Genomic DNA, 24,576 nt, shown 5'->3' on the forward strand with positions numbered 1-24,576 from the left:
TCCTTTTACGAAAATTTGGTAATTAATTGACAAGGTTGTTTTTCTCCAGCGTGAAAGCTTGTTTTTACAAGCTTTTTTTTGTTAATTAAATAAGAGTATTATTCACAAACTATTTTCTAACTGTATTAATTTTTATTTTATTTTAGGTAACAGTTTAGGCCAAATGGAAAGCAACCTGTAGTGGAAAATCAACTATTCTTCTTTTATTTAAGTAAGAAAGATAGTTTTTAAAAATTTTTTTAAAAAACTTATTTTTTTTTGCAGGGTTTTTAAGTTTGCCTTCGTCTAAAGTTATGGAAGAGGAAAAGAGGTGATGCAATGGAGTCGGATGAACAATTAGTAAGGAATATAGTAAAGGGGAATCATCAACTATTTAAGGAATTAATAGTAAGATACCAATCAAAGGTATTTGCAGTAGCATTGAAAGTTTCAAATAACCAAAAGGATGCTGAAGATATTTCGCAAGAAGTCTTTCTCCAATTGTATCGTTCTCTCGAAAACTTTAACGGGGAATCTAGTTTGGCCACATGGATCTATCGAATTACAATGAATAAAGCAATTGATTTTAAAAGAAAACAAGTAAAACAACAGGAAAATGAAACTAGTGAATTACTTTCTACTTTACCAGAGGAGAAGTTATTATCACCTGAAGAAGCCTTACTAAAAACGATTGATAAAGAACTTATTCATTCATATTTAATTGAATTGCCACAGGCATATAGCGATGTATTGAAATTATATTATTTTGAAGAACTTACCTATGGGGAAATAGCTTTGAAATTAAATGTAGCCGTTAAAACTGTAGAATCACGTTTATATCGAGCCAAACGATTAATTAAAGACAAGCATAAAGGAGGGATCATTTGAAACATTTAACTTCTGACCAACTATTATCGTATCAACAAAAGAAGCTTTCAAATAAAGAATCTCTTTTGCTTGAACAGCACTTAAATGAATGTATCTCATGCCAGGCGGAACTTGAACTTTTAAATGAATTAGACATGGAATGGATGAATCCACCTGAAATCCAGTTTTCAGATGAGCTAGTGAGCGAAATAATGAAACAAACTGAACCAATACAGATTACGGAAAAAACGAATGAAAAGAAATCTAACACTAATTCAAAAAAAGTTCGGTTAATCCATTTAGTATTGGCTGCTGCAGCAACATTTTTATTCTTCCAATTCCAATTAACTGAACGGATTACAAATTCCAATCGTCACGTTGTACAAACGATTGATCAGACGTCTTCGTTAATTGAAAAAAGTGAAAAAATTAAACTATCAATTCCAATTCCAAAAATTTTGAAAGGAAATAAAAAATAATGGAGGTACAAACTTTGAAAAAACGTAAAAAATTAGTTTATTTATTATCAATCTTACCAGGTCTTGGCCATTTTTATTTAGGATTAATGAGTCGAGGATTGCAGTTTATGCTGTTATTTTTCGGTACAGTATTTTTAACACATTTAATTTCAAGCTTTGGATTTTTTATACCAGTCATCGTATTTTATAGCTACTTTGATGCACTTCAATATCATAGTAAATATCGTGAGGACATTGAAATAGTAGATGAGCCAATCGTAAATCATCAATTTAAATTTAATAAGTTTTTAATTGGTTGGGTATTAATCGGTTTTGGTTGCTTATCTTTATTAGAGAACGCTTCTGATTATATTTCTAGACATTACAATATTTTTATTGACTATAATTTAGTACAAAATTTACTAATCAGTATTGTTTTTGTCGGTCTTGGTATTAAATTATTAACTGGAAAGTCGAAAAAAGAAGTATGAGGAATTGGAAGGTTGGCACTATAACAGCGGGAATAATATTAATCGCTATTGGTTTACTATGGTTTCTTCAAAATTTTATTTCAATTCCTTATTCGAAGCTTCTTATTAATGCATGGCCAGTTGCTTGTATTTTATTAGGAATTGAAATATTACTATTCAATTTAGTAAGAAAAGAAGACACACTCCGTTTTCATGGATTTAGTATTTTCTTACTTATATTAATGATGGTTGTTTCATTACTATTTAGTATTGGTCATTTGTTTATCAAAGAAATTGGTTATACATTCAAATCAAAAAATATTGAGATAAATGACTCGAAAACGATCACTTCATCAATTAATGAAGTGATTATTAAAGCTAATAATAGTGAAATCAGTGTAAATGGAACTGATTCTAGTGCAGTAAACGTAAATGGTAATATAAGAGTTCCGTTTCGAGATAAAAGTGACAGTGAAAAAGTATCTGATTATTATTCAGTAAAAACACTTGGTGATAAAATGATTATAGAGATTCGTAATGACGACAATCAGATTTTCCACTTTGATAATGACAGATCCCAACTAAATATTGATTTACCTAAAAGTATTTTAACGAATATAAACGTAAAAAATGGCTCTGTAAATGTATCAAATAAAGACAATAAAACAGTCATAAATTCAAATGACGGTCAAATCAATATTGAGAATGTTACTGGAAACTTAGTTGCAAAAACTAGAAACGGCTCGATCAGCTTAACGAATGCAAATTTAAAAAGTGATAGTGAAATTGAAACGAGAGATGGTGAAATTACAATCAAAAATATTTCTGGTTATTTAAATTCCACTACAAGAGATGGTAGCATTTCGATTGAACATGCAAATATAGAAGGAACAATTGAAATTACGACATATGATGGAGAAATTAACTTAAAAGATTATAAAGGAAAAATTAACGCAAAAACAAATAATGGTGCAATTAATGTTGAGGATGCTTTATTAAATGGTAATAGTAAAGTTTCTTCTGATGATGGTGAAATTCAAGTAGACCTACTAAAGAATAACAATCTAACGATCAACGCGGTAACAAATGATGGTAGTTTTAATGGTAATATTGGATGGAAAATGAAAAATAATGATGATAATAATACAAATAAGGCGATGGTTGGAAGTGGCGAACATCAACTTAATTTAAAAACGAGAAATGGATCAATTTACGTAAATAAAGATTAAAAGATTAAGAGCCCCATATATTGCATGGGGCTTTTTTTACTTAAGACTTATTAGAATTTGCTTTTTACAAAAAAAAACCTTTAAATACATTTTGTATCAAAGGTTATATCCAGCTAAGGTAAGTGTACAGATTTTATATGTCCAAGTTTTAGATAAACATTTTGTCCACTCGCAACGGAAAGTTCTATTTGATTATTATCTACTTTATTTAAAAGCCCAATTTTCATTGGATCAGTTCCACCATCAAAAATAACAAGCTTTCCAATTTCTTTTTTTAGCTGACTTTCAAAAGATCTGTGTAAAGGAGTTGAAGATGGATGAACCACCAGGGTATCATCTCCTAAACTATATGGAACCACTTTATGGTTATATGGTGTAATCCATTTTAAATGTGATAAAGAAATATACATTGTATGAAATACAGGTGAGTAAAATACAAGATAATCACTCAGTACATTCATAATATAGCCATGAAGAGTTATATTACCAGTTACATAGATTTCTGAAAATATTCCTTTAGCATTTAGTAAAATTTTACGATATGAAATTGTTTCCATTTCCTGAGTAATAGACGGTTCAATAGGGTTCTTTATTTTTTCTATTATTTCATTATTTTGATATACCATATGGATATGCATCCAAGGGATATAATAATATTTTATGCCGTTAAAAAGCACTAAAATATCTTGTCCTAAATCAGTAAGAATTCCTTCGAATATGACATCTCCGGATAATCTTACTGAGACTTGTTCACCAAGCAATGTAGATACATCACTCACGTAGATCTCCTCCTTGAGGTAAAAGTATTGATTAATGTGCGAATACTAATTGTACCCAGTAGAATAAAAGTAACAATGTAACGATTGTTGTTAATGGGATAACAATTATTGTTACACTTAAATAATCTTTCCATTTTACTTTAATTTTGTTTTCTTTTAAAATGTGCATCCAAATTAATGATGCAAGTGTACCAATTGGTAATAATAATGAACCCATGTCACTTCCGATGATATTTGCAAGATAAATTGTTTTTAAAGTAATTGGATCAAGACCCATTTCAGTTAATGTAATTGTTCCAATCATAAGAGCTGGGTGATTATTAAATAGATTTGATAAAACAGATACTAAACCGCCCATAATGAAGCTCGCTTGGAATAATCCTTGATTAACGATCGGTTCAAATTCTTTTACTAAAAACTCTGTTAATCCAGCATTATGAAGTCCATAGATGATCACGTACATTGAAAATGCAAAAATTAAAATTTGCCAAGGTGTCTTTCTTAAGATATCTACAGGACTTGTTCTTAAATGGTACCATCTCCAAATTAATAAGACTAAAGAGCCAAGTACTGCAACTAATTCAATCGGTATTGATAAATAAGATGCAACGAATAATAAACATCTCATTAAAAATACGAAAGCAAGTACTTTTAACATAAATTTTGTACGTTTCTTTTTTGTTTCAACAGAAATTTTTGTTTTTAACGGATGGAAGTTTTTTATAAAGAACGATTCTTCAATATCATCTGTTGAAATTGGTAGTGTCTCAGGTAATTTATTTTTTAGAACGACATACATTAGCGCTGACATAAACAATAAACCTAATGTTGCTGGTACGAACATCATCGCTGTATGCATATATAGAGTCATATGCACAATCTTTAAAGCGATTAAATTTACAATATTACTTACTCCGATCGGCGCACTAGAAGCTGTAGCAATAAGTGCACCTGATAATAAATATGGAATTTTTTGGTGTGGTTTTAGACGGAGATTTTTTAATAGAAGGATTAAAATTGGTGTTGTAATTAAAATACTGCCATCATTGTTAAAGAGTAAAGTCATCAGAAAACATAATAGTTGGATATACCAATATAATCGATAACCTGAACCTTTAGCTAATGTTACTAGACGAGCTGCTGACCAATGAAAGAACCCAAAACTTTCTAAAATAACAGCCATAACAATTGTTGCAATAATTGTAATTGAAGCTCCACCGATTTTCGTAATAATGTCATATAAATCGTGTCGAGTAACAATTCCAGTTACTAGAATGATTATTGCTCCAAATGAAGCAGGCCATGCCTCATGAATTCCTTTAGGTCTCCAGAATATGACAGCCATCGTCATAATGAAAACAAATGCTGTCATTGCAATTTCAAAATTCATTCTTATTCACCTTTCCCTAATCGGTAGTATTTTTTCGTTCCCTACTTGTCCGATTAATATACTAATATTCAATTTTACGAATCATGTACTTAGTTAGTTAACCATTTTTTTTAGTTTGTATATTTGTCCACATAGTTGAAATGTCCCGAAATGACATTGTCCTATAGGTACACATGCCCCAGAGAAAATTAATTTTCAAAAAAAAATGGTCAGCTGCTATGCTGACCTAAATTATTTTGAAATATCATTATGAGAATTTCTTCCCATTTATATAATAACAATCTTCTTGATATGTAATAAAAGCAATTTCAAATTCAGGAATCTTCAATATGTTAATATGTTTCTCGATTGTAGCTGCGAAACGATCTCTAGTTTCACCTCCACGTTCAAACCATTTTACTTCAATAAATGGAAAGCTTTCTACAATTTCACCATTAAAAATTGAAGTTGAATGGATACAATCAATCGTAAAATTATCAGTTCCACATTCACAAACCACTGCGAGTTCTTCGATTAAAGACTTACTAACTTTGCAAATATCATCAGTTGAAATCCCTTTAATTAATAATTGAGGCATAAATGTCCCACCTTTTTTTCTACAATTATAACTTAAAAATGAAATTAGTTTAATTTTTTCTAAGTATGGTTTTACTAAGTTTACATTGAATATATTTATTTGGCTTTGTGTAAGAATCAAAGATCAAAAAAATATGAAAAGGTGAAATAGATGAAAACAATCGTTATCTGTCACGGAATGAGTTCAGGGGGCTGGGCATGGAAAGAGGTAAAAATACTATTAGAAAAAGAGGGTCATACAGTATATACACCTACAATGACTGGTTGCGGGGAAAGGTTTCATTTAGCGAATAAAGAAGTAGATTTAAACACTGCAATAAATGACATTGTTAATGTGATTCATTATGAAAATTTACATAATATTGTTCTAATTGGTCATAGCTATGGTGGTGCAGTAGCATCAGGAGTAGTTGATCGAATTCCAGAACTAATTGATGAAGTCATCTATTTAGATGCGATGTTATTAAATGATGGTGAAGCAGTTGTTAATTTGTTTCCAGATGAAATAGTAAATTTTCTTCAAGGATTGGTTGATACATTAGGTGAAGGGTGGAAAGTTCCTGTTGTAGAAGAAGACAGATACGATCATCGTCTCACTGATCATCCTCACAAATGTTTTAAAACTCCGCTTAAGCTTAAAAAAAAGGAGTTAAACAATATTAAAACTTCCTATATTAATTGTACAGAAAAAGAACAAAATCCATTTTACTATGGAATTTTTCGATCAGTAGAACGTGCAAAGGAAAGAGGGATGACAATTCATAATTTGAAAGCAGGACATATTCCTAATATTGAAAATCCCACCTTAATTGCACAACTCTTAATGAACATATTATCTTAATCATTTCCTATTTAGAATACTTCTGTGGATAAAAAAACCAATAATTGGTATTGATAATCATTTTCATTCGTGGTAATCTAAGATTAATAAAAGAAGTTTAAGAAATAAGCCATTGTTTTTCTTAGTTCTTCGTTTGTATACACATTAAAAAGTAAAATGTGGAATGCGACCCTAGAACCCCCCAACCCTAAAGAAGAGAAGAACGCGCTAGGACAGTAGTTTTTCTCTTCACCAAATTAATAACCCTGTTTTTTGACGCAGATTATTCTGCGTTATTTTTTTTGTGTGAAAAGACAGATTATTTTGTTAAATCACACAAAAATTATTATACTAATTTACTAATATGTAAGTTTCGAAATGTGAACAAAAAGTTAATCAAAATCTAATATTTGTCTAAAATGTGAACGTTGTGAATAAGTGAGCAATTGTGTTGAACCATTGATATATATAGGTTTTAAAGAAAAAAGCATATTTTCAAATATGTCTAAAATGTGAACACTCTTTTTTTCCTTCCAAAATGGAAATTAATTGTTTGTTTTTTTAATTAAAGTATCTTACTATAACTGTGGACATTGTTTGTCATTTTAGTGACAATTTATAAAAATACTTATCTAAGAAATAATTCAAAAAAACTATTTTGAACTTTTACTTACGTTATAGGAAGGAAGAGCGAAATGAAAAAATTTCTAATGGGCATGATGATCATGCTGGTTGCATTAGTAATGGGTGCTTGTGACAAGATTGCAGTTCTTAATCCCAAGGGTCCTGTCGCTAAAACGCAAGCAGACACGATTATCTTCTCGATGTTGATGATGTTAGGAGTTTTACTAGTAGTTTACATTCTTTATATTGTTATTCTATATAAATATCGTGCTAGTAAACTTCCAAAAGATTACGAACCGCCTCATGAAGAGGGAAGTAAAACACTTGAAATTATTTGGACTGTCATCCCAATCATTATTGTTGCAGTTTTATCAGTAGTAACTGTTAAAACAACAAATGCAGTTGAAAGTGTACCAAAAGGTCATGAAAATGATAAACCACTTGTTATTTATGCAAGTTCTTCAAACTGGAAATGGCATTTCTCTTATCCTGAACAAGGAATTGAAACTGTTAACTATGTAAATATTCCAACGAATAGAAACGTAGAATTCAGACTTTATTCATTCGGTCCGATTACAAGTTTTTGGATTCCTCAATTAGGTGGACAAAAATATGCAATGAGTGACATGGTAACTAAATTAAATTTTGTTGCTTCAAATGAAGGTTCTTATATTGGTAAGAACAGTAACTTCAATGGTAAAGGCTTTGCTGGAATGGAATTTGAAGTACTAGCAATGAATGATAAGGATTTTAACGGTTGGGTTAAAGACGTTAAAGAAACAGCTCCTGCTTTAACTGAAAATGAGTTTAATAAATTACTAAAAATTGAGCATTTAGGTAGAAAGACATATACTTCAACTCATTTAGGATTTAGACCAGCTCCAGAAGGTAAAAATGCAGGACATCAACATGGTTCTATGAAGGATTCATCTGATCACCATGACATGGATAATATGGAGGGGATGAAATAATGGGTTTTAAATGGGATCACTTTTTTGTAACAGGTGAACCAATGATCTATGGCGCAATGGTGAGTATCGTTGTTGTATCTCTTGCTATTGTAATTGGTTTAACCAAATTTAAAAAATGGGGTTATTTATGGAAAGAATGGTTAACGACTGTTGACCATAAACGTATCGGTGTAATGTATATTCTGTGTGCATTATTAATGCTATTCCGTGGTGGAGTAGATGCGTTATTAATGAGAGCACAGTTAGCAGGACCAGATTTAAAAATATTAGATGCGCAACATTATAATGAAATTTTTACAACTCACGGCTTAATTATGATTCTGTTCATGGCGATGCCTTTCATTATTGGATTAATGAACATCGTTATTCCTTTACAAATCGGAGCTCGTGACGTAGCTTTCCCTTACTTAAATGCAGTAAGTTTCTGGTTATTCTTTGCTGGTGCAATGCTTTTAAACTTAAGCTTTGTTATTGGAGGATCACCTGATGCTGGTTGGACAGCTTATTTCCCACTAGCTAGTAAGGAATTCAGCCCAGGAGTTGGGAATAACTATTACGCAATTTCGCTTCAAATTGCTGGTCTAGGTACTTTAATGACTGGTATTAACTTTATTGTAACAATTTTAAAAATGCGTGCTCCAGGCTTGAAATTAATGAAATTGCCAATGTTTACTTGGAGTATTTTAATTACAAACGTTATTATCGTATTCGCATTCCCAGTATTAACTGTAGCTTTAGCATTAATGATGTTTGATCGTGAGTTTGGTACTCAATTCTTTACGATGGCACATGGTAATGATATGCTTTGGGCGAACTTATTCTGGATTTGGGGACATCCTGAAGTTTACATTGTTATTCTTCCGGCATTCGGTATATACAGTGAAATTATAGCTACTTTCTCAAGAAAGAATTTATACGGTTATAAGAGCATGGTTGTGAGTATGATCGCCATTTCTGCTCTAAGTTTCCTTGTTTGGGTTCACCATTTCTATACGATGGGTCAAGGCTCTGTTGTAAATGGCTTCTTTAGTATTACAACAATGGCAATTAGTATACCAACCGGTGTTAAAATCTTTAACTGGTTGTTTACTTTAAGAAAAGGTAAAATCGAATTTACCGTTCCAATGTTGTACTCACTAGCATTTATTCCAATCTTTACAATCGGTGGGGTTACAGGTGTAATGCTAGCTATGGCAAGTGCTGACTACCAATATCATAATACGATGTTCTTAGTTGCTCACTTCCATTATGTATTAATTCCAGGTACTGTTTTTGCGGTAATCGCAGGATTCTACTATTGGTTCCCTAAAGTATTTGGTTTCAAATTAGATGAAAAAATTGGTAAGATTACGTTTTGGACAATTATCGTTAGCTTTAACGTAACATTCTTCCCATTATTCTTATTAGGATTAAAAGGTATGACTCGTCGTACTTATACTTATAGTGCAGAGTCAGGTTTCGGACCATTAAATATGATTGCTACAATTGGAGCTGTAGGGTTAGCAATCGGTTTCTGTTTACTTGTTTACAATATTTATTACAGTGTACGTTACGCACAAAGAGAAACAACTGGTGATCCATGGAATGCAAGAACATTAGAGTGGGCTACAAGCAGTCCAATTGCTCCTTATAATTTCGCAGTTATTCCAAAAGTTGATTCTTTAGATCCATTCTGGAAAGCTAAAAAAGAAGGTAAATCATTACTTGAAGGCGAGATTACAGATATTCATATGCCAAGTAATAGTGGTATACCATTCATTTTAGGTGCAGCATTTATGGCATTTGGTTTCTTCTTAATATTTGAATGGTGGGTTCCAATGATTGTATTTGCAGTTCCTATCGCACTTTGCTTAATTGCACGTTCTTTCCAACGCGATCATGGCTTCCATATTCATAAAGAAGAAATTATCGAAACAGAGAAAAAATTACGAGGTGATCATTATGAGCAGCAGGCCTCTGTATAGTCTAGGTGAAGAAAGTTCTAATAAGATTTTAGGCTTCTGGATATTTTTAGGAGCTGAGATTGCCTTATTCGGAACATTGTTCGCAGTTTACTTCACTTTAGCAAATAACACTGGTTCAGCACCTACTCAAAAAGAATTATTTGAGATGAAAGGTGTAATGATAGAAACATTTGCCCTATTAACAAGTAGTTTTACGATTGGTTTAGTCGTAAACGCAATAAAATTAAATCACAAAAAAGCTTTTATAAGCTTCCTTGTATTAACACTAGCTTTAGGTGCAGTCTTCCTAGGTGTAGAGATTACAGAGTTCTTTACTTATGTTCATGAAGGCGCAACAATCCAAAGTAGTGGAGCATTATCAGCCTTATTCGTTTTATTAGGTACTCACGGTGCCCACGTATCATTCGGTATGTTATGGGGTATTGCAATCTTAATTCAAGTTTCTCGTGAGGGAATTACAGAAACTACTGCAAACAAAACATTTATTTATTCATTATACTGGCACTTCTTAGACGTAGTATGGATCTTTATCTTTAGTTTTGTTTACGTGAAAGGACTGATTGGATGAGCGCGTTATTCCCTAAGCATCAAGTGGTTGGCTTCATTCAATCACTTGTTCTAACAATCATAGCTTTAAGTGTTTATTATTTAAATTTACCGTTTAATGTATCATTTATTATTTTAATTGTAACTGCATTATTACAAGGTGGTCTTCAGTTAATTGTTTTCATGCATATGAATGAAAATGAAAATAAAGGAGTATTATATATCAATTTAGGTTACGCAGTATTTATTGCAGTAGCAATTGTTTTCGGTACTCTTTGGACATTAATTTGGGGTATGTAATAGTTAAAAGCTCTTCGACATTCGAAGAGCTTTTTTTCTTTTTTAATGGTAGATTTAGATTTTCTTATCTGCAAGATTGTTTAATTATGAAAAATAAAATAGTGGTAAATCAATTAGATAGCAGGTCGTCTTGTATTAAATGTAGAAGTAAGTAATTAAAAATATTTGAGGTTATACTTTTGAACTATTACATAAAATGAATGAGGGATAAGCATTAAATAAGACTGTATTAACAGTTGTTTATGTCTCTAATTGAACTAAAGTTGGACAAATTATTCCGCAAAAAAAAGTAATGTCATCAATTGTTCACAATGTTATGAATAATATCTTATTTGTGATAGTTATTACTATTAATATATGTAATAGTTTAATATAATGATTGCATAATAATTAATCATATCTTGTTTGAAAAGTAATACAAGATACATAATTATTTGGGTATTTATTTACTTTTAAGGAGGAAAAAAGTATGGAAATGAATGAGAATTCTAACATTGCAAAGTGCCCGTTTAATCACGGTAGCACAACTACTCCGAAATCAGCTGGTACAGTAAATAAAGACTGGTGGCCAAACCAGTTAAATTTGAACATTCTACATCAGAATGACAGAAAATCTAACCCGATGGATGAAGAATTTAATTATGCAGAAGCATTTAAAAAGTTAGACTATCAAGCGCTTAAACAGGATCTTCACAATCTAATGACAAATAGTCAAGATTGGTGGCCTGCTGATTATGGACATTATGGCCCATTCTTTATACGTATGGCTTGGCACTCTGCAGGTACATATCGTACAGGTGATGGTCGTGGTGGTGGAGGAACTGGTACACAACGTTTTGCTCCACTTAATAGTTGGCCTGACAACGGAAATCTCGATAAAGCCCGTAGATTACTTTGGCCGATTAAGCAAAAGTATGGTAACAAGATTTCTTGGGCTGATTTATTTATACTAACAGGTAATGTTGCTATTGAATCAATGGGCGGAAAAACTTTTGGTTTTGGAGGAGGACGCGAAGACGTTTGGCATCCTGAAGAAGACGTATTCTGGGGTACTGAAACCGAATGGCTAGGGGATAAGCGATATACGGGTGATCGTGAACTTGAGAATCCACTAGCAGCTGTTCAGATGGGTCTTATCTATGTTAACCCAGAAGGACCGAACGGTAATCCAGATCCTATTGCAAGTGGTCGTGACATACGCGAAACCTTTGCTCGAATGGGAATGAATGATGAAGAAACAGTTGCACTAATCGCTGGAGGGCATACTTTTGGTAAAGCTCACGGTGCAGGAGATGCTGCTCATGTTGGTCCTGAACCAGAAGCAGCTCCGATTCATTCCCAAGGCTTAGGCTGGCTAAGCACTCATGGTTCTGGTAAAGGTCGTGACACGATTACTAGCGGTATTGAAGGTGCCTGGACTGCAAACCCAACAAAGTGGGATAATGGTTACTTTGATCTATTGTTTGGATATCAATGGTGGCTTACAAAGAGCCCAGCAGGTGCGTTTCAGTGGCTAGCTGTAAATCCTGAAGAGAAGGATCTTGCTCCAGATGCAGAAGATCCAACCGTTCGTGTTCCAACAATGATGACTACAGCTGATATGGCATTGCGTTTTGATCCAGAATATGAAAAGATATCCCGTCGTTTCCATGAAAATCCAGAGGATTTTGCTGATGCATTTGCACGTTCGTGGTTTAAACTAACCCACAGAGATATGGGGCCTCGTTCAAGATATTTAGGTCCAGAAGTCCCTGACGAAGTTCTAATTTGGCAAGATCCTATATCTGCCTCAGAATATGAAATAACTGATTCAGAAGTTGAAAAAATCAAATTAATGATTCTAGATACAGAACTTACTATTAGTGAGTTAGTAAATACAGCTTGGGCTTCAGCAAGTACTTTCCGTGGCTCAGATATGCGTGGGGGTGCTAATGGAGCTCGAATACGACTATTACCACAGAAGGATTGGGCAGTAAATCAGCCTGACCAACTTTCAAAGGTACTTAATGTATTAGAGAGCGTTCAAAACCATCTGCATAAGAAAGTCAGCATGGCCGACTTGATTGTACTAGGTGGTAGTGCCGCGGTAGAAAAAGCTGCACAAGATGCAGGTTTTGATGTAAAAGTTCCATTTACTCCAGGACGTGGCGATGCAACACAAAAGCAAACAGATATAGAAAGCTTTGCAGTGCTAGAGCCTATCGCTGATGGATTCCGTAGCTATCAAAAGAAACAGTATACTGTAAATTCAGCAGAACTATTAGTAGATAAGGCACAATTATTAGGCCTAACTGCACCAGAAATGACTGCACTTATAGGCGGTATGCGCGTACTAGGTACAAACTATAATGGCACAAAACACGGAGTATTTACTGACCGAGTTGGTACACTTACTAATGACTTCTTTGTCAACTTGCTAGATATGGGAATTGCGTGGACACCAGTAGACGGAGACGTATTTGAAGGCCGTGATCGCAAGTCAGGTGAGAAAGTACGTACAGCAACTAGTGTTGACCTAGTGTTTGGTTCAAATTCCGTGCTACGTGCAATAGTCGAAGTGTATGCTCAAGATGATAACAAAGAGAAGTTTGTACGTGACTTTATAGCTGCATGGGTTAAGGTCATGAATGCAGATCGCTTCGACCTCGGATGAGGAAATATACAATATATTAAATAATATGGGGTAAATAAAAATCCTTCCTGATCAATCAGGGAGGATTTTTTGTGTTGTAAATTAAATTAAGTTTAAAGGAGCATTTGAAAAATACATTCCTACTTAAGCTGATTTTTTTCGATCATTTGGTAGCATAAAAGCTACTAAACCTAATAGTGGTAAGAAGCTACATAAATTCATTACGAAATTAAGGCTAGTTGCATCGGCAATTACACCTAATAATACTGCCCCTAAAGCACCCATTCCAAATGCTAAGCCAACTATTAATCCACTTACTAAACCAACTTTTCCAGGAACGAGTTCTTGAGCGTAAACAACAATTACACTAAAGGAACTTGAACTAATGATGCCAATTAAAAATAAGATTGGAATAACTGCTAGCAAAGAGATATGAGGTAACAGTAAGGCTAAAGGAAATGTACCAACTAATGAGAATAAGATCATATTCCGTTTTCCGAAACGATCAGCTAGCGTTCCACCTATGAAAGTACCTATTACGCCTGCAATCATAAAGATAAATAAATATAACTGTGTGCTTTTAATGGATAAACCATAACTTTTAATTAAGTAAAACTGATAATAATTACCTATGCCTGCTGAGTACCACGAACGTGCAAATGTAATAAATACTAGTAGAATAATAGCAAATTTTACAGCTGATGTAATTTTGATAGGTTCACCTGAAGACTGACCTTTACTTTTTAATTTAAACGGATTTTCTTTCAGTTTATTTCGATACCATGTAGATACGTAAATTAATACACAAATTCCTATAGCAGCTAAGATTGTAAACCATGCAGCACCTTTTTGTCCTAGAGGTACGAAAATTAACGCTGTAAAGATTGGCGCTAGTGAGTTCCCTGTATTTCCGCCTACCTGGTAAATAGCTTGGGAGAGTCCTCTTTTTGATCCAGACGCTAAAAAGGCTACTTTTGAGCCCTCTGGGTGGAAGATGGCAGATCCAATTCCAATTAATAGAACTGATAATAATACAATAAATAAATTAGGTGCAAATGCTAAGCAAAGCATTCCGAGTAGACTGGATGCCATTCCAATCGGTAGGAGAAATGGTGATGGCTTTCGATCCGAAAAAATCCCAAAAACGGGTTGCATTACAGAGGAAGTCATATTTAGCGCAAAGGCTATGAATCCAATTTCTGTATAAGTTAAATTCATTGTTTTTTCTAAAATTGGAAATATGGCTGGTACAACTGCTTGCATAGAGTCATTTAATAAATGGCCCAAACTGATTGCAAATAAAATTTGATACATTGTTGACTGATTAATAACCTTTGTATTAACTGCTGGTTGCATAATATCCTCCTTTCTTATTGACTTTTCTATCATAAACCAATCTTCGGAAAATTTACACAATTTTGCCTTATACACTTTTCATTAAACTTTATGCTCATTTATAATAGAAGAAAAGATTTAAATTGTATTTAATAAGTTGCTATGCTAAGTAAATTTTTAAAGATGATAATTAATAATCAGTAGGGAGTGTAGAATGGACAACTATTCAACAGAGTTAATGAGATTTTTTAAAGAATATAAAAATAATGAAAATCGGCCCGCAATGGAAGCGTATATGAAAAATAGATTTACATTTTTAGGAATTAAAGCACCAGAACGAAATGCATTGTTTAGACAGTTTCGAATGAGTAATGGTGAACCACCAAATTTAGAATCAATAATCGATATTTGGAGTTTAGAGGAAAGAGAATTTCAATATATTGCATTAACTTGTTTAGATCGCCAGTATAAAAAAGCAGAGCTCGAACGGATTAAATTATATGAACAACTAGTAGTTGAAAAATCTTGGTGGGATACCGTTGATACTATTGCTGGACGTTTAATTAGTTTTCATTTTTTAATCTATCCACAATTGATTGATGAGTATTCTAATAGGTGGATCTCTTCGGATAATATGTGGCTGAATAGAGTAGCGTTATTATTTCAGATGAAGTTTAAGGAGAAAACGGATCAGGAGCGTTTATTTCATTATTGCCGTCTACTCAAAGAAAGCAAAGAATTTTTCATTCAAAAAGCAATAGGTTGGGCATTGAGAGAGTATTCCTATATCAATCCTAAAGAGGTTGAATTATTTATCAAACAAACTAATCTATCAACTTTAAGCAAAAGAGAGGGATTAAAATATATTGATAAATTAAAGTAATAGATATGTCGATTTTCCGGGAAATAACCGATATATTCTATTTTAAGTGAAAAATACTACTAATTTAAGTAAGTTGAGACATTAGGATGAAAAGGTTATAATAGGTGCATTATTGTTTTTTCAAACCACGCCTCTTTTATCAAGTCGTGTTATTAAAATTTGAGTTATGTAACCTGTACGGAATAACTAAATGAAAAAAGTTCAAAGGAGATTTAGTGTTCATGAAATCTACTTTTAATAATATTATGAAATTATGTCTTAGTATAAGTTTAATTAGTAGCTTCTTTATTCAAAAAACTGTACACGCAGACGATATAAACCTATTTAGTGATAAGGCAATTTCAATATTGGCTGATAGTGGGGAAGTAATTTATAGTAAGAACGCAAATAAAGTTGATTTCCCAGCTAGCACAACTAAAATAATGACCGCAATGGTTATGATGGATCATTTAAAAGAGAATGATAAAATTCAAATGACAAAAAGAAGTATCCAAGAAGAAAAAAGTAATTCCCAAATCCTTTTTTCTGAAGGAGAGGTTTTAGATCGAAATACAGCATTAAAAACAATGATGATTTTAAGTGCCAATGATTTAGCATATGCTATTGGTGAACGAGTTGGCGGAAATATGGACAACTTTGTAAAAATGATGAATGACAAAGCTAAAAAGATTGGCGCAAATCATACAAATTTCATGAATCCAAATGGTCTTCACAATGTAAATCATTATACAACTGCACATGACTTAGCTTTAATTACAAAGGAAGCTTTAAAATACCCACTAATTATTAAAGCAATGGGTACAAAAGATGCTCGTATTAGTACATCTAAGCAAAAGAATGTATTTATTTATAATCGTGGAAAAATGTTTAAAAATCCTAACTTTTTTGCGGGGAAAACTGGATATACTGATTCTGCTAGGAATACTTTAATTGAAATAGATAAAAAAGACGGCCAAATGATTATTAATATTTTATTGCGCTCATCAAAACCGCAATATCTACAAGATATTAAGTTATTAGATTCCTATGCATTTTCAAGAATCCATAAAAAAACTCTTATAAAACAAAGTGATTGGCAGAGAGAATTAAAAATTAGAAATGATTTAATTCAAACAAAAATACCAAACGATTTATCTTTTTTAACTGCACTAGGCACGAATACAAATTACGATATTAAAATAAAACCTTTAAATGCAATCGATAAGTCATACAAGGAAAATGGAATTTCTAAAAATCAAAAAGTTGGTAGAGTTGAAGTATGGACGAATAACGAAGAACTTTTCAGTACTTCGTTATTAGCTGCTAAATCATATGACCGACCGACCATCCTTTCTATGAATACATTTATCATTGCAGGATCGGTAATTTTACTTTTGGTGTTAATATTTTTTATTACAAAACCAAAAAGGAAAAGAGAATATATGTAAATAAAAAAGGCGAATCGTATTTTTTACGTTTCGCCTTTTTTTATTATAATAAGATTAGTTTTAAAATTTGATAGAAAATTGCAGCTACTGTTGCTGAAATAGGGATTGTTATAATCCATGTTATTACCATACGTTTAGCTGTACCCCAGTTTACATCTTTAACTCGTTGAGCAGAACCTACCCCCATAATAGAAGAAGAAATTACGTGAGTTGTACTTACTGGTAAATGTAAAGCAGTAAATGTGAAAATAATAGCTGCTGATGATAAGTCAGCTGCTGCACCATTAATCGGGCGAATCTTCATGATTTTTCCACCAACAGTTTTAATAATTTTCCATCCACCAACTGATGTACCAATAGCCATTGCCATAGCACAACCGATACGTACCCATAAAGGAACATCTGCACCTGCTGGTTCAATTTTAGCGGCAATTAAAGCGATCATGATAATTCCCATTGCTTTTTGTGCATCATTTGTACCGTGAGTAAATGACTGTAAAGAAGCAGTGAAAATTTGGACTAATCTAAAGCCTTTATTAGTTTTAGAAAGATTAGAACGTCTGAAAATAGCTGCTAAAATTGTCATTACGATAAAACCAAGCGTAATTGCAATAACAGGAGAAATTAATAAAGCTTCAATAATTTTAACAAAACCGTCTGCCTCTAAAACGCCAATTCCTTTTGCAGAGACAGCAGCACCAGCTATTGCACCAATGATTGCATGAGAAGAACTACTTGGAATTCCAAAGTACCAAGTTATTAAGTTCCAAAATATACCGCCTAATAAAGCTGCAATTACGACAACAAGTCCATTTGACCCTTCAATTGTAATCGGATCAACGATACCAGTTGTAATCGTTTTTGCAACACCTGTAAATGTAATCGCACCAATGAAATTCATTATTGCGGCTAATAAAATAGCTGTACGTGGTTTCAATGCTTTTGTTGAAACTGACGTTGCAATTGCATTTGCAGTATCATGGAATCCATTAATAAAATCAAACAAAAATGCAAAAATCACGATTAAAATCGTAAGTAAAAATAAATGCTCCATTTTATGACTCCTTACGCATTTCGCATGATAATTTGCTCAAGTGTGTTTGCTACATCCTGCGCACTATCAGCTACAGATTCTAGATTTTCGTAGATTTCTTTATACTGAATAATTTTAATTGGATCTTTTTCGTTCATAAATAATTGTTTAATTGATGTACGTAATAGCTCATCACACTGAGACTCGTAATCCTTAATTTTAATTGCATGAACACGGATTTCTAATAATTTTTTATTTGAAAGTAATTTAACTGCAAGTAAAATTTCTTCAACAGCTTTTTGAAGAATATCAACGAATTTAACCATATATTCATCAGCAGAAGTGATTGAATACATTTCAAATCGTGCTGAACAATGTTCAAATCCATCTAATACATCATCCATTTTCATTGCAAGTTGTAAAATATCTTCTCGCTCAATTGGAGTAATAAAAGTTTTGTTTAATTCAACGATTAAAGAGTGAATAAACTTATCACCTTTTGTTTCATATTCTTTCATTTCTTCTTGAAACTTCTTTAAGTCGCTTGCATTTTTTATTTTAAAATCAACGTAATACTTTGATGATACGTGCAAGTTCTCAGCAATACCTAAAAGCTTTTCAAAGAATACATCCTTTTTTTGTCCAAAAAACATTATGATTCCTCCAACTAAAACATATAATTTATTATCACCTTCACATTTGTCAGTTAATTTTAAAATGTCAGAAACTATGTAAAAATGTCGAAAAAAGTAAAGGCCACGTTAATAATAATAATTGGTTTTTGAAATTAATCAATTAAAAACGTTTAATTAATTTACAAATTTACAATATCTTTACATTTCCTTAACAAAGTTAATATTTCGATTCCTACACCTGTTAATATTAATAATAGTATTCACAGAAATATTGACTTTATGTGAGATTTTAAATTAGCATTAGATTATACGTTTAAACTATTGGACTTAAAAAGGATGTGATAAATTTGGAAAGTACATATAAAGCATCTGAAATAACACAATTAGTAACTAGGCAAAAAACATTTTTTCAGACTGGTTCAACTAAAACTTCAAATTTTCGAATTGAACAATTAAAAAAATTATATAAATCAATAGTAGAGAACGAGGAAGAAATAAAAATAGCCTTAAAAAAGGATTTAAATAAGTCAGATTTTGAAGCCTATATGACTGAAATTGGATTTACTTTAAAAGAAATATCGGAAGCAATTAAACATATTAAAAAATGGATGAAGCCAAAAAAAGTTAAAACTCCGATTACGCATATTGGTACGAAAGGATATATATACAGAGAACCGTATGGAGTAACATTAATTATCTCCCCTTGGAATTATCCTTTTCAATTAACGATGGCTCCATTAATTGGTGCAATAATTGGGGGAAATACTGCTATTATTAAACCATCGGAATTAACGCCAAATACATCAATCATTATTAATAAAATAATTAATGAGAATTTTGATAAAGAATATATTGCGGTAGTTGATGGTGGAATTGAAGAAAGTACGATATTACTACAACAAAAATTTGATTTTATCTTTTTTACTGGCAGTGTTCAAGTTGGAAAAATTGTGATGGAAGCAGCAAGTAAACATTTAACGCCATTAATACTTGAATTAGGTGGGAAAAGCCCAACAATTGTACATAGCGATTCGAATATCCAACTAGCTGCGAAAAGAATTGTTTGGGGGAAATTTACAAATGCAGGACAGACTTGTATTGCTCCAGATTATACTTATGTCCACAAATCAGTAAAAAAGGATTTTATTGATGCATTAAAGAATGAAATTGTTCAGTTCTATAGTGATAAGCCTTTGTTTAATAATGATTATACAAAGATCATCAGTGATCGCCATTTTAATCGTTTAGTTGGCTTTTTGAATAATGGTGAAATCCTACATGGAGGGGAATATGATCAATTATCTCATAAAATCGAACCAACTTTAATTTCTAATCTATCTTGGGATTCACCAATTATGTCTGAAGAAATATTCGGTCCCATTTTACCAATTCTTACCTATGAAAATATAGATGAAGTAATCAATGAAATTAATCAACACCCTAAGCCATTAGCACTATACGTTTTTACAGAAAGTAAACAGATTGCTGATAAAGTTATTGAGAGAGTTCCATTTGGTGGTGGATGTGTAAACGATACGCTTTATCATATGGCGAATCCGAATTTACCTTTTGGTGGGGTAGGAGAAAGTGGTTCAGGAAATTATCATGGGGAGTACAGTTTTGCTGCTTTTACACATGAAAAAAGTGTTCTTTTACAAACTACTAAAATTGACTTGAAAATTAGATATCATACAACAAAAAACGCTTTACGGTTTATTCGTAAATTGTTAAAATAAAGGTTAATTGTAACTTAGTTTCTTAGCTCCTTGACAAAAGGGGCTTTTTATATGTTGAAAATAATTTAGTCATTTTTACATAATAATAAAATATTAATATAGATGGGAAGCGAAAATGAAAAATATAATTGAAATTGAACAAGTCGAGAAAAATTTTAGTGAAAATAATGTGATTTCTCCACTTTCATTAGAAATTTATTCTGGAGAATTTTTAACAATTTTAGGACCAAGTGGTTGTGGGAAAACGACACTATTAAGAATGATTGCTGGTTTTGAAGAACCATCGTCAGGTGTGATCAAACTAAATGGAGAAGCAATTAATAGTTTACCTCCATATAAAAGGGATATGAACTTAGTGTTCCAACACTATGCATTATTTCCTCATATGAATGTTGAAAGAAATATTCAATTTGGATTAAAAATGAAAGGTATTTCGTTAGAAGAGCAAAAAGTCCGTGCTGATGAAGCGATGAGATTAACCCAATTAACTGAATTTAGAAATCGTAAACCTAGTCAGTTATCGGGTGGACAACAGCAAAGGGTTGCAATCGCTCGTGCAATAGTGAACAATCCAAAAGTCTTATTATTAGATGAACCACTAGGAGCTCTTGATTTTAAGCTTCGTAAAGATTTACAAAGGGAACTGAAAAATCTTCAACGCGAATTAGGCATTACTTTTATCTATGTAACCCATGATCAAGAAGAAGCGATGAGCATGAGTGATCGAATCGTGGTTATGAATAATGGGAAAATCGAACAAATCGGAACACCGAAAGAAATTTATCAAAATCCAGCAAGCAAATTTGTTGCTACATTTATTGGTGAAAATAATTTCTTTGATAAAGGTGTGAAAGAAATTGCAGTTAGACCAGAAAATATTAAAGTTTCTCATGCTACAAATGAGAATAATCCTTATTCAGGCATCATAAGAGATGTAGAATTTGTCGGGACTCTAAATAAAATCTTTATTGATTTACATAAACATGAACAAACCATTATAGTCTATCAAATGCCAGATCAAACAAGTTTTAATAGAAATGATAAAGTTGAGATTAGTTGGAGGTCGGAAGATGAGGTGATTATGTATTGAGAAATGAAAAGTACATAATTGCACCTACGATTATCTGGCTATTAGTTTTTTTTCTAGTACCTTTATTATTAATTTTTGGTTTTGCATTTATGAAAAATGGAATGTACGGGGAAATTGAAAAAACATTTACTCTAGAAAATATTGTAAAAGTTTTTGACCCACTTTATTTAAAAGTTTTATGGACAACTTTTTGGATTGCTTTATTAACTACAATAATAACTCTTTTGATTGGATATCCTTATGCATATACGGCTACAGTTGTAAATGAAAAATGGCAGAGGATTTTACTATTATTAATCACAATCCCCTTTTGGATAAATTTCTTAGTTAGATCATATGCATTAATTGTTATCCTTCGTTCAAAAGGTATTATTAACACTTTATTAATCCAGCTTGGGATTATAAAAGAACCTTTACAACTACTTTATAATACACCATCAGTCATAATGGGAATGGTCTATACATTATTACCATTTATGGTGTTACCGATTTTTGTTGCAATTGAACAATTGGATAACCGAAAATTGGACGCTGCTAATGATTTAGGAGCTACTCCATTTCAAACATTTATATATGTAACTCTTCCATTAACGATGAAGGGGATTTTTGCAGGTAGTATTTTAGTTTTTGTTGCCTCATTTGGAATGTTTGTCGTTTCTGATGTCATGGGTGGATCAAAAGTTGCTTTAATCGGAAATGTCATTCAAAATCAATTCTTAGCAGCAAGAAACTGGCCATTTGGTTCCGCACTTTCAATTTTCTTAGTCATTACTTCAATCGGTTTAATAGGACTTTACTATTTAGCTACAAAAAATATTGGTGCTGATAAAAGTAGAGGTGAAAAATAAATGAAAAAACCTATACTTATTGGATTTTCAACAATTGTCTTGATTTGTTTATACTTACCAATCTTGATATTAATACTATTTTCATTTAATAAATCAAAGATTAATGCACACTGGACTGGATTTACGTTTGATTGGTATTTAAATTTATTTCATAACCCGCAAGTTATTGATGCCTTTATGAATAGTTTATTTATTGCAATTGTAACGACAATCCTTTCAACAATTCTTGGTACTATTTGTGCACTTGCCTTACATAAGCATAAATATAAATTTTCAAATCTTATTAGTGGGCTAGTTTACTTACCAATTGTCGTTCCAGATATATTAATGGGACTTTCATTACTAATACTATTTACTAATTTTCATATTGAATTAGGTAGTATCACAATTATTATTGCCCATGTCACTTTTTGTATTTCATATGTCATTATTCTTTTAGCAGCTCGACTTTCAGGAATGTCATCTGATTTAGAAGATGCTGCAAGTGATCTAGGTGCTACACCATGGCAGACATTTAGATTTGTAACTTTACCAGCGCTAATGCCTGGAATTATTGCTTCAGCACTTTTATGTTTTACATTAAGTATTGATGATTTTGTCATAAGCTTTTTTGTTTCAGGACCAGGTTCAACTACATTGCCAATTTATATTTATGGAATGGTTAAAAAAGGTGTAACTCCTGAAATAAATGCAATTTCGACGATTTTAATTGTTACAATTATTTTCTTAATGGTAATTTCTGAAGTTTTTCGTACAAAAGGTATTAATAATCAAGAAGAATCAGAAAAAAAATCCTATATCGTTTAAAAGTGCTTCTAGTGACCTTTATAAGTCTAGTTCCACTTAAAAACGACTCTTTTGGATTAAAATTCAATTAAGGCATTTTGGATTTATGTGCCAAATTTTAAGGAGGTAGTCAGTAGGCATTATGAGTATATTTAAAAAAACTGCTACAATAATGGTTTCTTTAGGCTTAGTAAGTTTACTTTTATCTGCCTGTTCAGTTGGAAAAAAAGAATTAAATATTTATAGCTGGGCAGATAATTTTGACGAGAAGGTTTTAGAATCATTTGAAAAGAAATATGATGTTAAAATTAATTATCAAGTTTTTGCAAGTAATGAAGAGTTGTATGCAAAACTAAAAGCTGGTGGTTCGAATTATGACGTAATTCAGCCCTCAGATTATATGGTTAAACTAATGATTCATCAAAATATGTTGGCTAAATTGGATAAAAGTAAGATGCCAAATTTAAATAATATTTCACCAGAATATACAAATCAAGAGTTTGATCCAAAAGGTGACTATTCAGTTGTTTATACTGGAGGATTAACGGGGATTGCCTATAATCCAAAATATGTAAAAGAAAATATAGATAGCTGGGATGATCTATGGAACCCAAAATACAAAGGTCATGTAACTTTACTTGATGACAATAGAGAAGTATTTGGAATGGGATTAATTAAAAATGGTTATTCAAATAGCTCAACAAATGAAGATGAATTGCTAAAAGCTTATAACAATTTAAAAACACTAACACCTAACTTATTAGCATTCGACACAGATACGGTGAAACAAAAGTTTATTACAGAAGATGCATGGATTGGTCAAGTATGGTCCGGAGACGCTGCATATATTCAAAAAGAGCTTAAAAATATTAAATGGGTTGTACCAAAAGAAGGATCATCAAGATGGGCAGATACTTTAGCAATACCAAAAGATGCTAAACAAAAAGATCTAGCTGAAAAGTTTATTAACTATCTATATGACCCAAAAGTAAGTGCACAAAATTATGAGGCAATTGGTTATGCTGATCCAAATAGTAAATCAGGTGCATATCATTCGGCGGAGTATAAACAAAATCCGTATATTAATGTAACAATAGAACAAACTGATGCAACCAACTGGATTAAGGACGTTGGGGACCAAACAGAATTATATGATAAGTATTGGACAGAATTAAAAACTGGCAAATAACTTCAGACT

At 32.0% G+C, this 24,576-nt stretch carries 23 protein-coding genes; 17 read left to right on the forward strand and 6 right to left on the reverse strand.

Features of this window, described 5'->3' with window-relative positions:
• Nucleotides 1-318: 318 nt before the first annotated feature.
• The 4 genes from ABEY15_RS07770 to ABEY15_RS07785 are packed head-to-tail and all read left to right on the forward strand — an operon-like array spanning nt 319 to nt 3,003.
• Nucleotides 319-867: an RNA polymerase sigma factor gene (locus tag ABEY15_RS07770; RefSeq protein WP_429889547.1), complete on the forward strand. Its 549-nt coding sequence runs from the start codon at nt 319-321 to the stop codon at nt 865-867.
• A complete protein-coding gene (locus ABEY15_RS07775) occupies nt 864-1,325 on the forward strand; it encodes a hypothetical protein (protein ID WP_429889548.1) in 462 nt (153 codons plus the stop codon). The genes ABEY15_RS07770 and ABEY15_RS07775 overlap by 4 nt, the downstream gene beginning before the upstream one ends.
• 14 nt (nt 1,326-1,339) lie before the next feature.
• Entirely contained in the window at nt 1,340-1,795 is a 456-nt protein-coding gene (locus ABEY15_RS07780; protein WP_429889549.1) for a hypothetical protein, read from the forward strand.
• Complete coding sequence (locus ABEY15_RS07785; RefSeq protein ID WP_429889550.1) at nt 1,792-3,003, forward strand: DUF4097 family beta strand repeat-containing protein; 1,212 nt, start codon at nt 1,792-1,794, stop codon at nt 3,001-3,003. The genes ABEY15_RS07780 and ABEY15_RS07785 overlap by 4 nt, the downstream gene beginning before the upstream one ends.
• A 113-nt stretch (nt 3,004-3,116) precedes the next feature.
• Here ABEY15_RS07785 and ABEY15_RS07790 read toward each other — a convergent pair whose 3' ends face one another.
• From ABEY15_RS07790 to ABEY15_RS07800, 3 genes are all read right to left on the reverse strand, one after another.
• The gene (locus ABEY15_RS07790) at nt 3,117-3,782 is read right to left on the reverse strand and encodes a DUF2642 domain-containing protein (RefSeq protein WP_429889551.1); all 666 of its coding nucleotides are present in this window, start codon (nt 3,780-3,782) and stop codon (nt 3,117-3,119) included.
• 31 nt (nt 3,783-3,813) lie between these two features.
• The gene (locus ABEY15_RS07795; RefSeq protein ID WP_429889552.1) at nt 3,814-5,172 is read right to left on the reverse strand and encodes an arsenic transporter; all 1,359 of its coding nucleotides are present in this window, start codon (nt 5,170-5,172) and stop codon (nt 3,814-3,816) included.
• Between the two features lie 247 nt (nt 5,173-5,419).
• Nucleotides 5,420-5,749: a DUF1904 family protein gene (locus tag ABEY15_RS07800; RefSeq protein WP_429889553.1), complete on the reverse strand. Its 330-nt coding sequence runs from the start codon at nt 5,747-5,749 to the stop codon at nt 5,420-5,422.
• 150 nt (nt 5,750-5,899) lie between these two features.
• Here ABEY15_RS07800 and ABEY15_RS07805 point away from each other — a divergent pair, with 150 nt between their 5' ends.
• The 6 genes from ABEY15_RS07805 (at nt 5,900) to katG (ending at nt 13,626) form a co-directional block, all read left to right on the forward strand.
• Nucleotides 5,900-6,589, forward strand: coding sequence for an alpha/beta fold hydrolase (locus tag ABEY15_RS07805; protein ID WP_429889554.1), 690 nt, complete (start codon nt 5,900-5,902; stop codon nt 6,587-6,589).
• A 674-nt stretch (nt 6,590-7,263) separates the two neighbouring features.
• Nucleotides 7,264-8,163, forward strand: coding sequence for a cytochrome aa3 quinol oxidase subunit II (gene qoxA, locus ABEY15_RS07810; protein WP_248266570.1), 900 nt, complete (start codon nt 7,264-7,266; stop codon nt 8,161-8,163).
• Complete coding sequence (gene qoxB, locus ABEY15_RS07815) at nt 8,163-10,127, forward strand: cytochrome aa3 quinol oxidase subunit I (RefSeq protein ID WP_429889555.1); 1,965 nt, start codon at nt 8,163-8,165, stop codon at nt 10,125-10,127. Before qoxA ends, qoxB begins: the two co-directional genes overlap by 1 nt.
• Nucleotides 10,096-10,695 (forward strand): cytochrome c oxidase subunit 3, encoded by a 600-nt coding sequence (locus ABEY15_RS07820; protein WP_056474257.1) that lies wholly within the window; start codon nt 10,096-10,098, stop codon nt 10,693-10,695. The genes qoxB and ABEY15_RS07820 overlap by 32 nt, the downstream gene beginning before the upstream one ends.
• Nucleotides 10,692-10,973, forward strand: a complete 282-nt coding sequence (gene qoxD / locus ABEY15_RS07825) for a cytochrome aa3 quinol oxidase subunit IV (protein ID WP_069035468.1) — start codon at nt 10,692-10,694, stop codon at nt 10,971-10,973. The genes ABEY15_RS07820 and qoxD overlap by 4 nt, the downstream gene beginning before the upstream one ends.
• 469 nt (nt 10,974-11,442) lie before the next feature.
• Nucleotides 11,443-13,626, forward strand: coding sequence for a catalase/peroxidase HPI (gene katG, locus ABEY15_RS07830; protein ID WP_429889556.1), 2,184 nt, complete (start codon nt 11,443-11,445; stop codon nt 13,624-13,626).
• 123 nt (nt 13,627-13,749) lie between these two features.
• Here the strand turns inward: katG and ABEY15_RS07835 are convergent, their stop codons facing one another.
• The gene (locus ABEY15_RS07835; RefSeq protein ID WP_429889557.1) at nt 13,750-14,961 is read right to left on the reverse strand and encodes an MFS transporter; all 1,212 of its coding nucleotides are present in this window, start codon (nt 14,959-14,961) and stop codon (nt 13,750-13,752) included.
• Between the two features lie 193 nt (nt 14,962-15,154).
• Between ABEY15_RS07835 and ABEY15_RS07840 the strand changes: the two genes are divergently transcribed.
• Nucleotides 15,155-15,823 carry a DNA alkylation repair protein gene (locus ABEY15_RS07840; protein ID WP_429889558.1) on the forward strand — a complete coding sequence of 223 codons (669 nt, stop codon included), beginning with the start codon at nt 15,155-15,157 and terminating at the stop codon, nt 15,821-15,823.
• A 221-nt stretch (nt 15,824-16,044) separates the two neighbouring features.
• A complete protein-coding gene (locus tag ABEY15_RS07845) occupies nt 16,045-17,250 on the forward strand; it encodes a D-alanyl-D-alanine carboxypeptidase family protein (protein ID WP_429889559.1) in 1,206 nt (401 codons plus the stop codon).
• A gap of 43 nt (nt 17,251-17,293) precedes the next feature.
• Here ABEY15_RS07845 and ABEY15_RS07850 read toward each other — a convergent pair whose 3' ends face one another.
• Nucleotides 17,294-18,304, reverse strand: coding sequence for an inorganic phosphate transporter (locus tag ABEY15_RS07850; protein WP_429889560.1), 1,011 nt, complete (start codon nt 18,302-18,304; stop codon nt 17,294-17,296).
• An 11-nt stretch (nt 18,305-18,315) separates the two neighbouring features.
• Nucleotides 18,316-18,936 (reverse strand): DUF47 domain-containing protein, encoded by a 621-nt coding sequence (locus ABEY15_RS07855; protein WP_097975815.1) that lies wholly within the window; start codon nt 18,934-18,936, stop codon nt 18,316-18,318.
• 329 nt (nt 18,937-19,265) lie between these two features.
• Between ABEY15_RS07855 and ABEY15_RS07860 the strand changes: the two genes are divergently transcribed.
• The 5 genes from ABEY15_RS07860 to ABEY15_RS07880 all read left to right on the forward strand — a co-directional run bounded on the left by ABEY15_RS07860 (nt 19,266) and on the right by ABEY15_RS07880 (nt 24,567).
• Nucleotides 19,266-20,654, forward strand: coding sequence for an aldehyde dehydrogenase (locus tag ABEY15_RS07860; protein WP_429889561.1), 1,389 nt, complete (start codon nt 19,266-19,268; stop codon nt 20,652-20,654).
• Nucleotides 20,655-20,769: 115 nt separating this feature from the next.
• Nucleotides 20,770-21,744, forward strand: coding sequence for an ABC transporter ATP-binding protein (locus ABEY15_RS07865; protein WP_429889562.1), 975 nt, complete (start codon nt 20,770-20,772; stop codon nt 21,742-21,744).
• Nucleotides 21,741-22,592: an ABC transporter permease gene (locus ABEY15_RS07870; protein WP_429889563.1), complete on the forward strand. Its 852-nt coding sequence runs from the start codon at nt 21,741-21,743 to the stop codon at nt 22,590-22,592. The genes ABEY15_RS07865 and ABEY15_RS07870 overlap by 4 nt, the downstream gene beginning before the upstream one ends.
• Nucleotides 22,593-23,399 carry an ABC transporter permease gene (locus ABEY15_RS07875; protein ID WP_429889564.1) on the forward strand — a complete coding sequence of 269 codons (807 nt, stop codon included), beginning with the start codon at nt 22,593-22,595 and terminating at the stop codon, nt 23,397-23,399.
• A gap of 121 nt (nt 23,400-23,520) precedes the next feature.
• Entirely contained in the window at nt 23,521-24,567 is a 1,047-nt protein-coding gene (locus ABEY15_RS07880) for a polyamine ABC transporter substrate-binding protein (RefSeq protein ID WP_429889565.1), read from the forward strand.
• Nucleotides 24,568-24,576 lie beyond the last annotated feature (9 nt).

Origin of the sequence: Gottfriedia acidiceleris (assembly GCF_050457485.1) — a bacterium.
Classification (GTDB): Bacteria; Bacillota; Bacilli; order Bacillales; family Bacillaceae_G; genus Gottfriedia; species Gottfriedia acidiceleris_D.

Coding starts and splice junctions, on each gene's coding strand:
- qoxD (WP_069035468.1), top strand. CDS start 10,692: ATGAGCGCGTTATTCCCTAAGCATCAAGTGGTTGGCTTCATTCAATCA.
- qoxA (WP_248266570.1), top strand. CDS start 7,264: ATGAAAAAATTTCTAATGGGCATGATGATCATGCTGGTTGCATTAGTA.
- ABEY15_RS07855 (WP_097975815.1), bottom strand. CDS start 18,936: ATGTTTTTTGGACAAAAAAAGGATGTATTCTTTGAAAAGCTTTTAGGT.
- ABEY15_RS07880 (WP_429889565.1), top strand. CDS start 23,521: ATGAGTATATTTAAAAAAACTGCTACAATAATGGTTTCTTTAGGCTTA.
- ABEY15_RS07840 (WP_429889558.1), top strand. CDS start 15,155: ATGGACAACTATTCAACAGAGTTAATGAGATTTTTTAAAGAATATAAA.
- ABEY15_RS07850 (WP_429889560.1), bottom strand. CDS start 18,304: ATGGAGCATTTATTTTTACTTACGATTTTAATCGTGATTTTTGCATTT.
- katG (WP_429889556.1), top strand. CDS start 11,443: ATGGAAATGAATGAGAATTCTAACATTGCAAAGTGCCCGTTTAATCAC.
- ABEY15_RS07835 (WP_429889557.1), bottom strand. CDS start 14,961: ATGCAACCAGCAGTTAATACAAAGGTTATTAATCAGTCAACAATGTAT.
- ABEY15_RS07875 (WP_429889564.1), top strand. CDS start 22,593: ATGAAAAAACCTATACTTATTGGATTTTCAACAATTGTCTTGATTTGT.
- ABEY15_RS07800 (WP_429889553.1), bottom strand. CDS start 5,749: ATGCCTCAATTATTAATTAAAGGGATTTCAACTGATGATATTTGCAAA.
- ABEY15_RS07770 (WP_429889547.1), top strand. CDS start 319: ATGGAGTCGGATGAACAATTAGTAAGGAATATAGTAAAGGGGAATCAT.
- ABEY15_RS07795 (WP_429889552.1), bottom strand. CDS start 5,172: ATGAATTTTGAAATTGCAATGACAGCATTTGTTTTCATTATGACGATG.
- ABEY15_RS07785 (WP_429889550.1), top strand. CDS start 1,792: ATGAGGAATTGGAAGGTTGGCACTATAACAGCGGGAATAATATTAATC.
- ABEY15_RS07865 (WP_429889562.1), top strand. CDS start 20,770: ATGAAAAATATAATTGAAATTGAACAAGTCGAGAAAAATTTTAGTGAA.
- ABEY15_RS07805 (WP_429889554.1), top strand. CDS start 5,900: ATGAAAACAATCGTTATCTGTCACGGAATGAGTTCAGGGGGCTGGGCA.
- ABEY15_RS07845 (WP_429889559.1), top strand. CDS start 16,045: ATGAAATCTACTTTTAATAATATTATGAAATTATGTCTTAGTATAAGT.
- qoxB (WP_429889555.1), top strand. CDS start 8,163: ATGGGTTTTAAATGGGATCACTTTTTTGTAACAGGTGAACCAATGATC.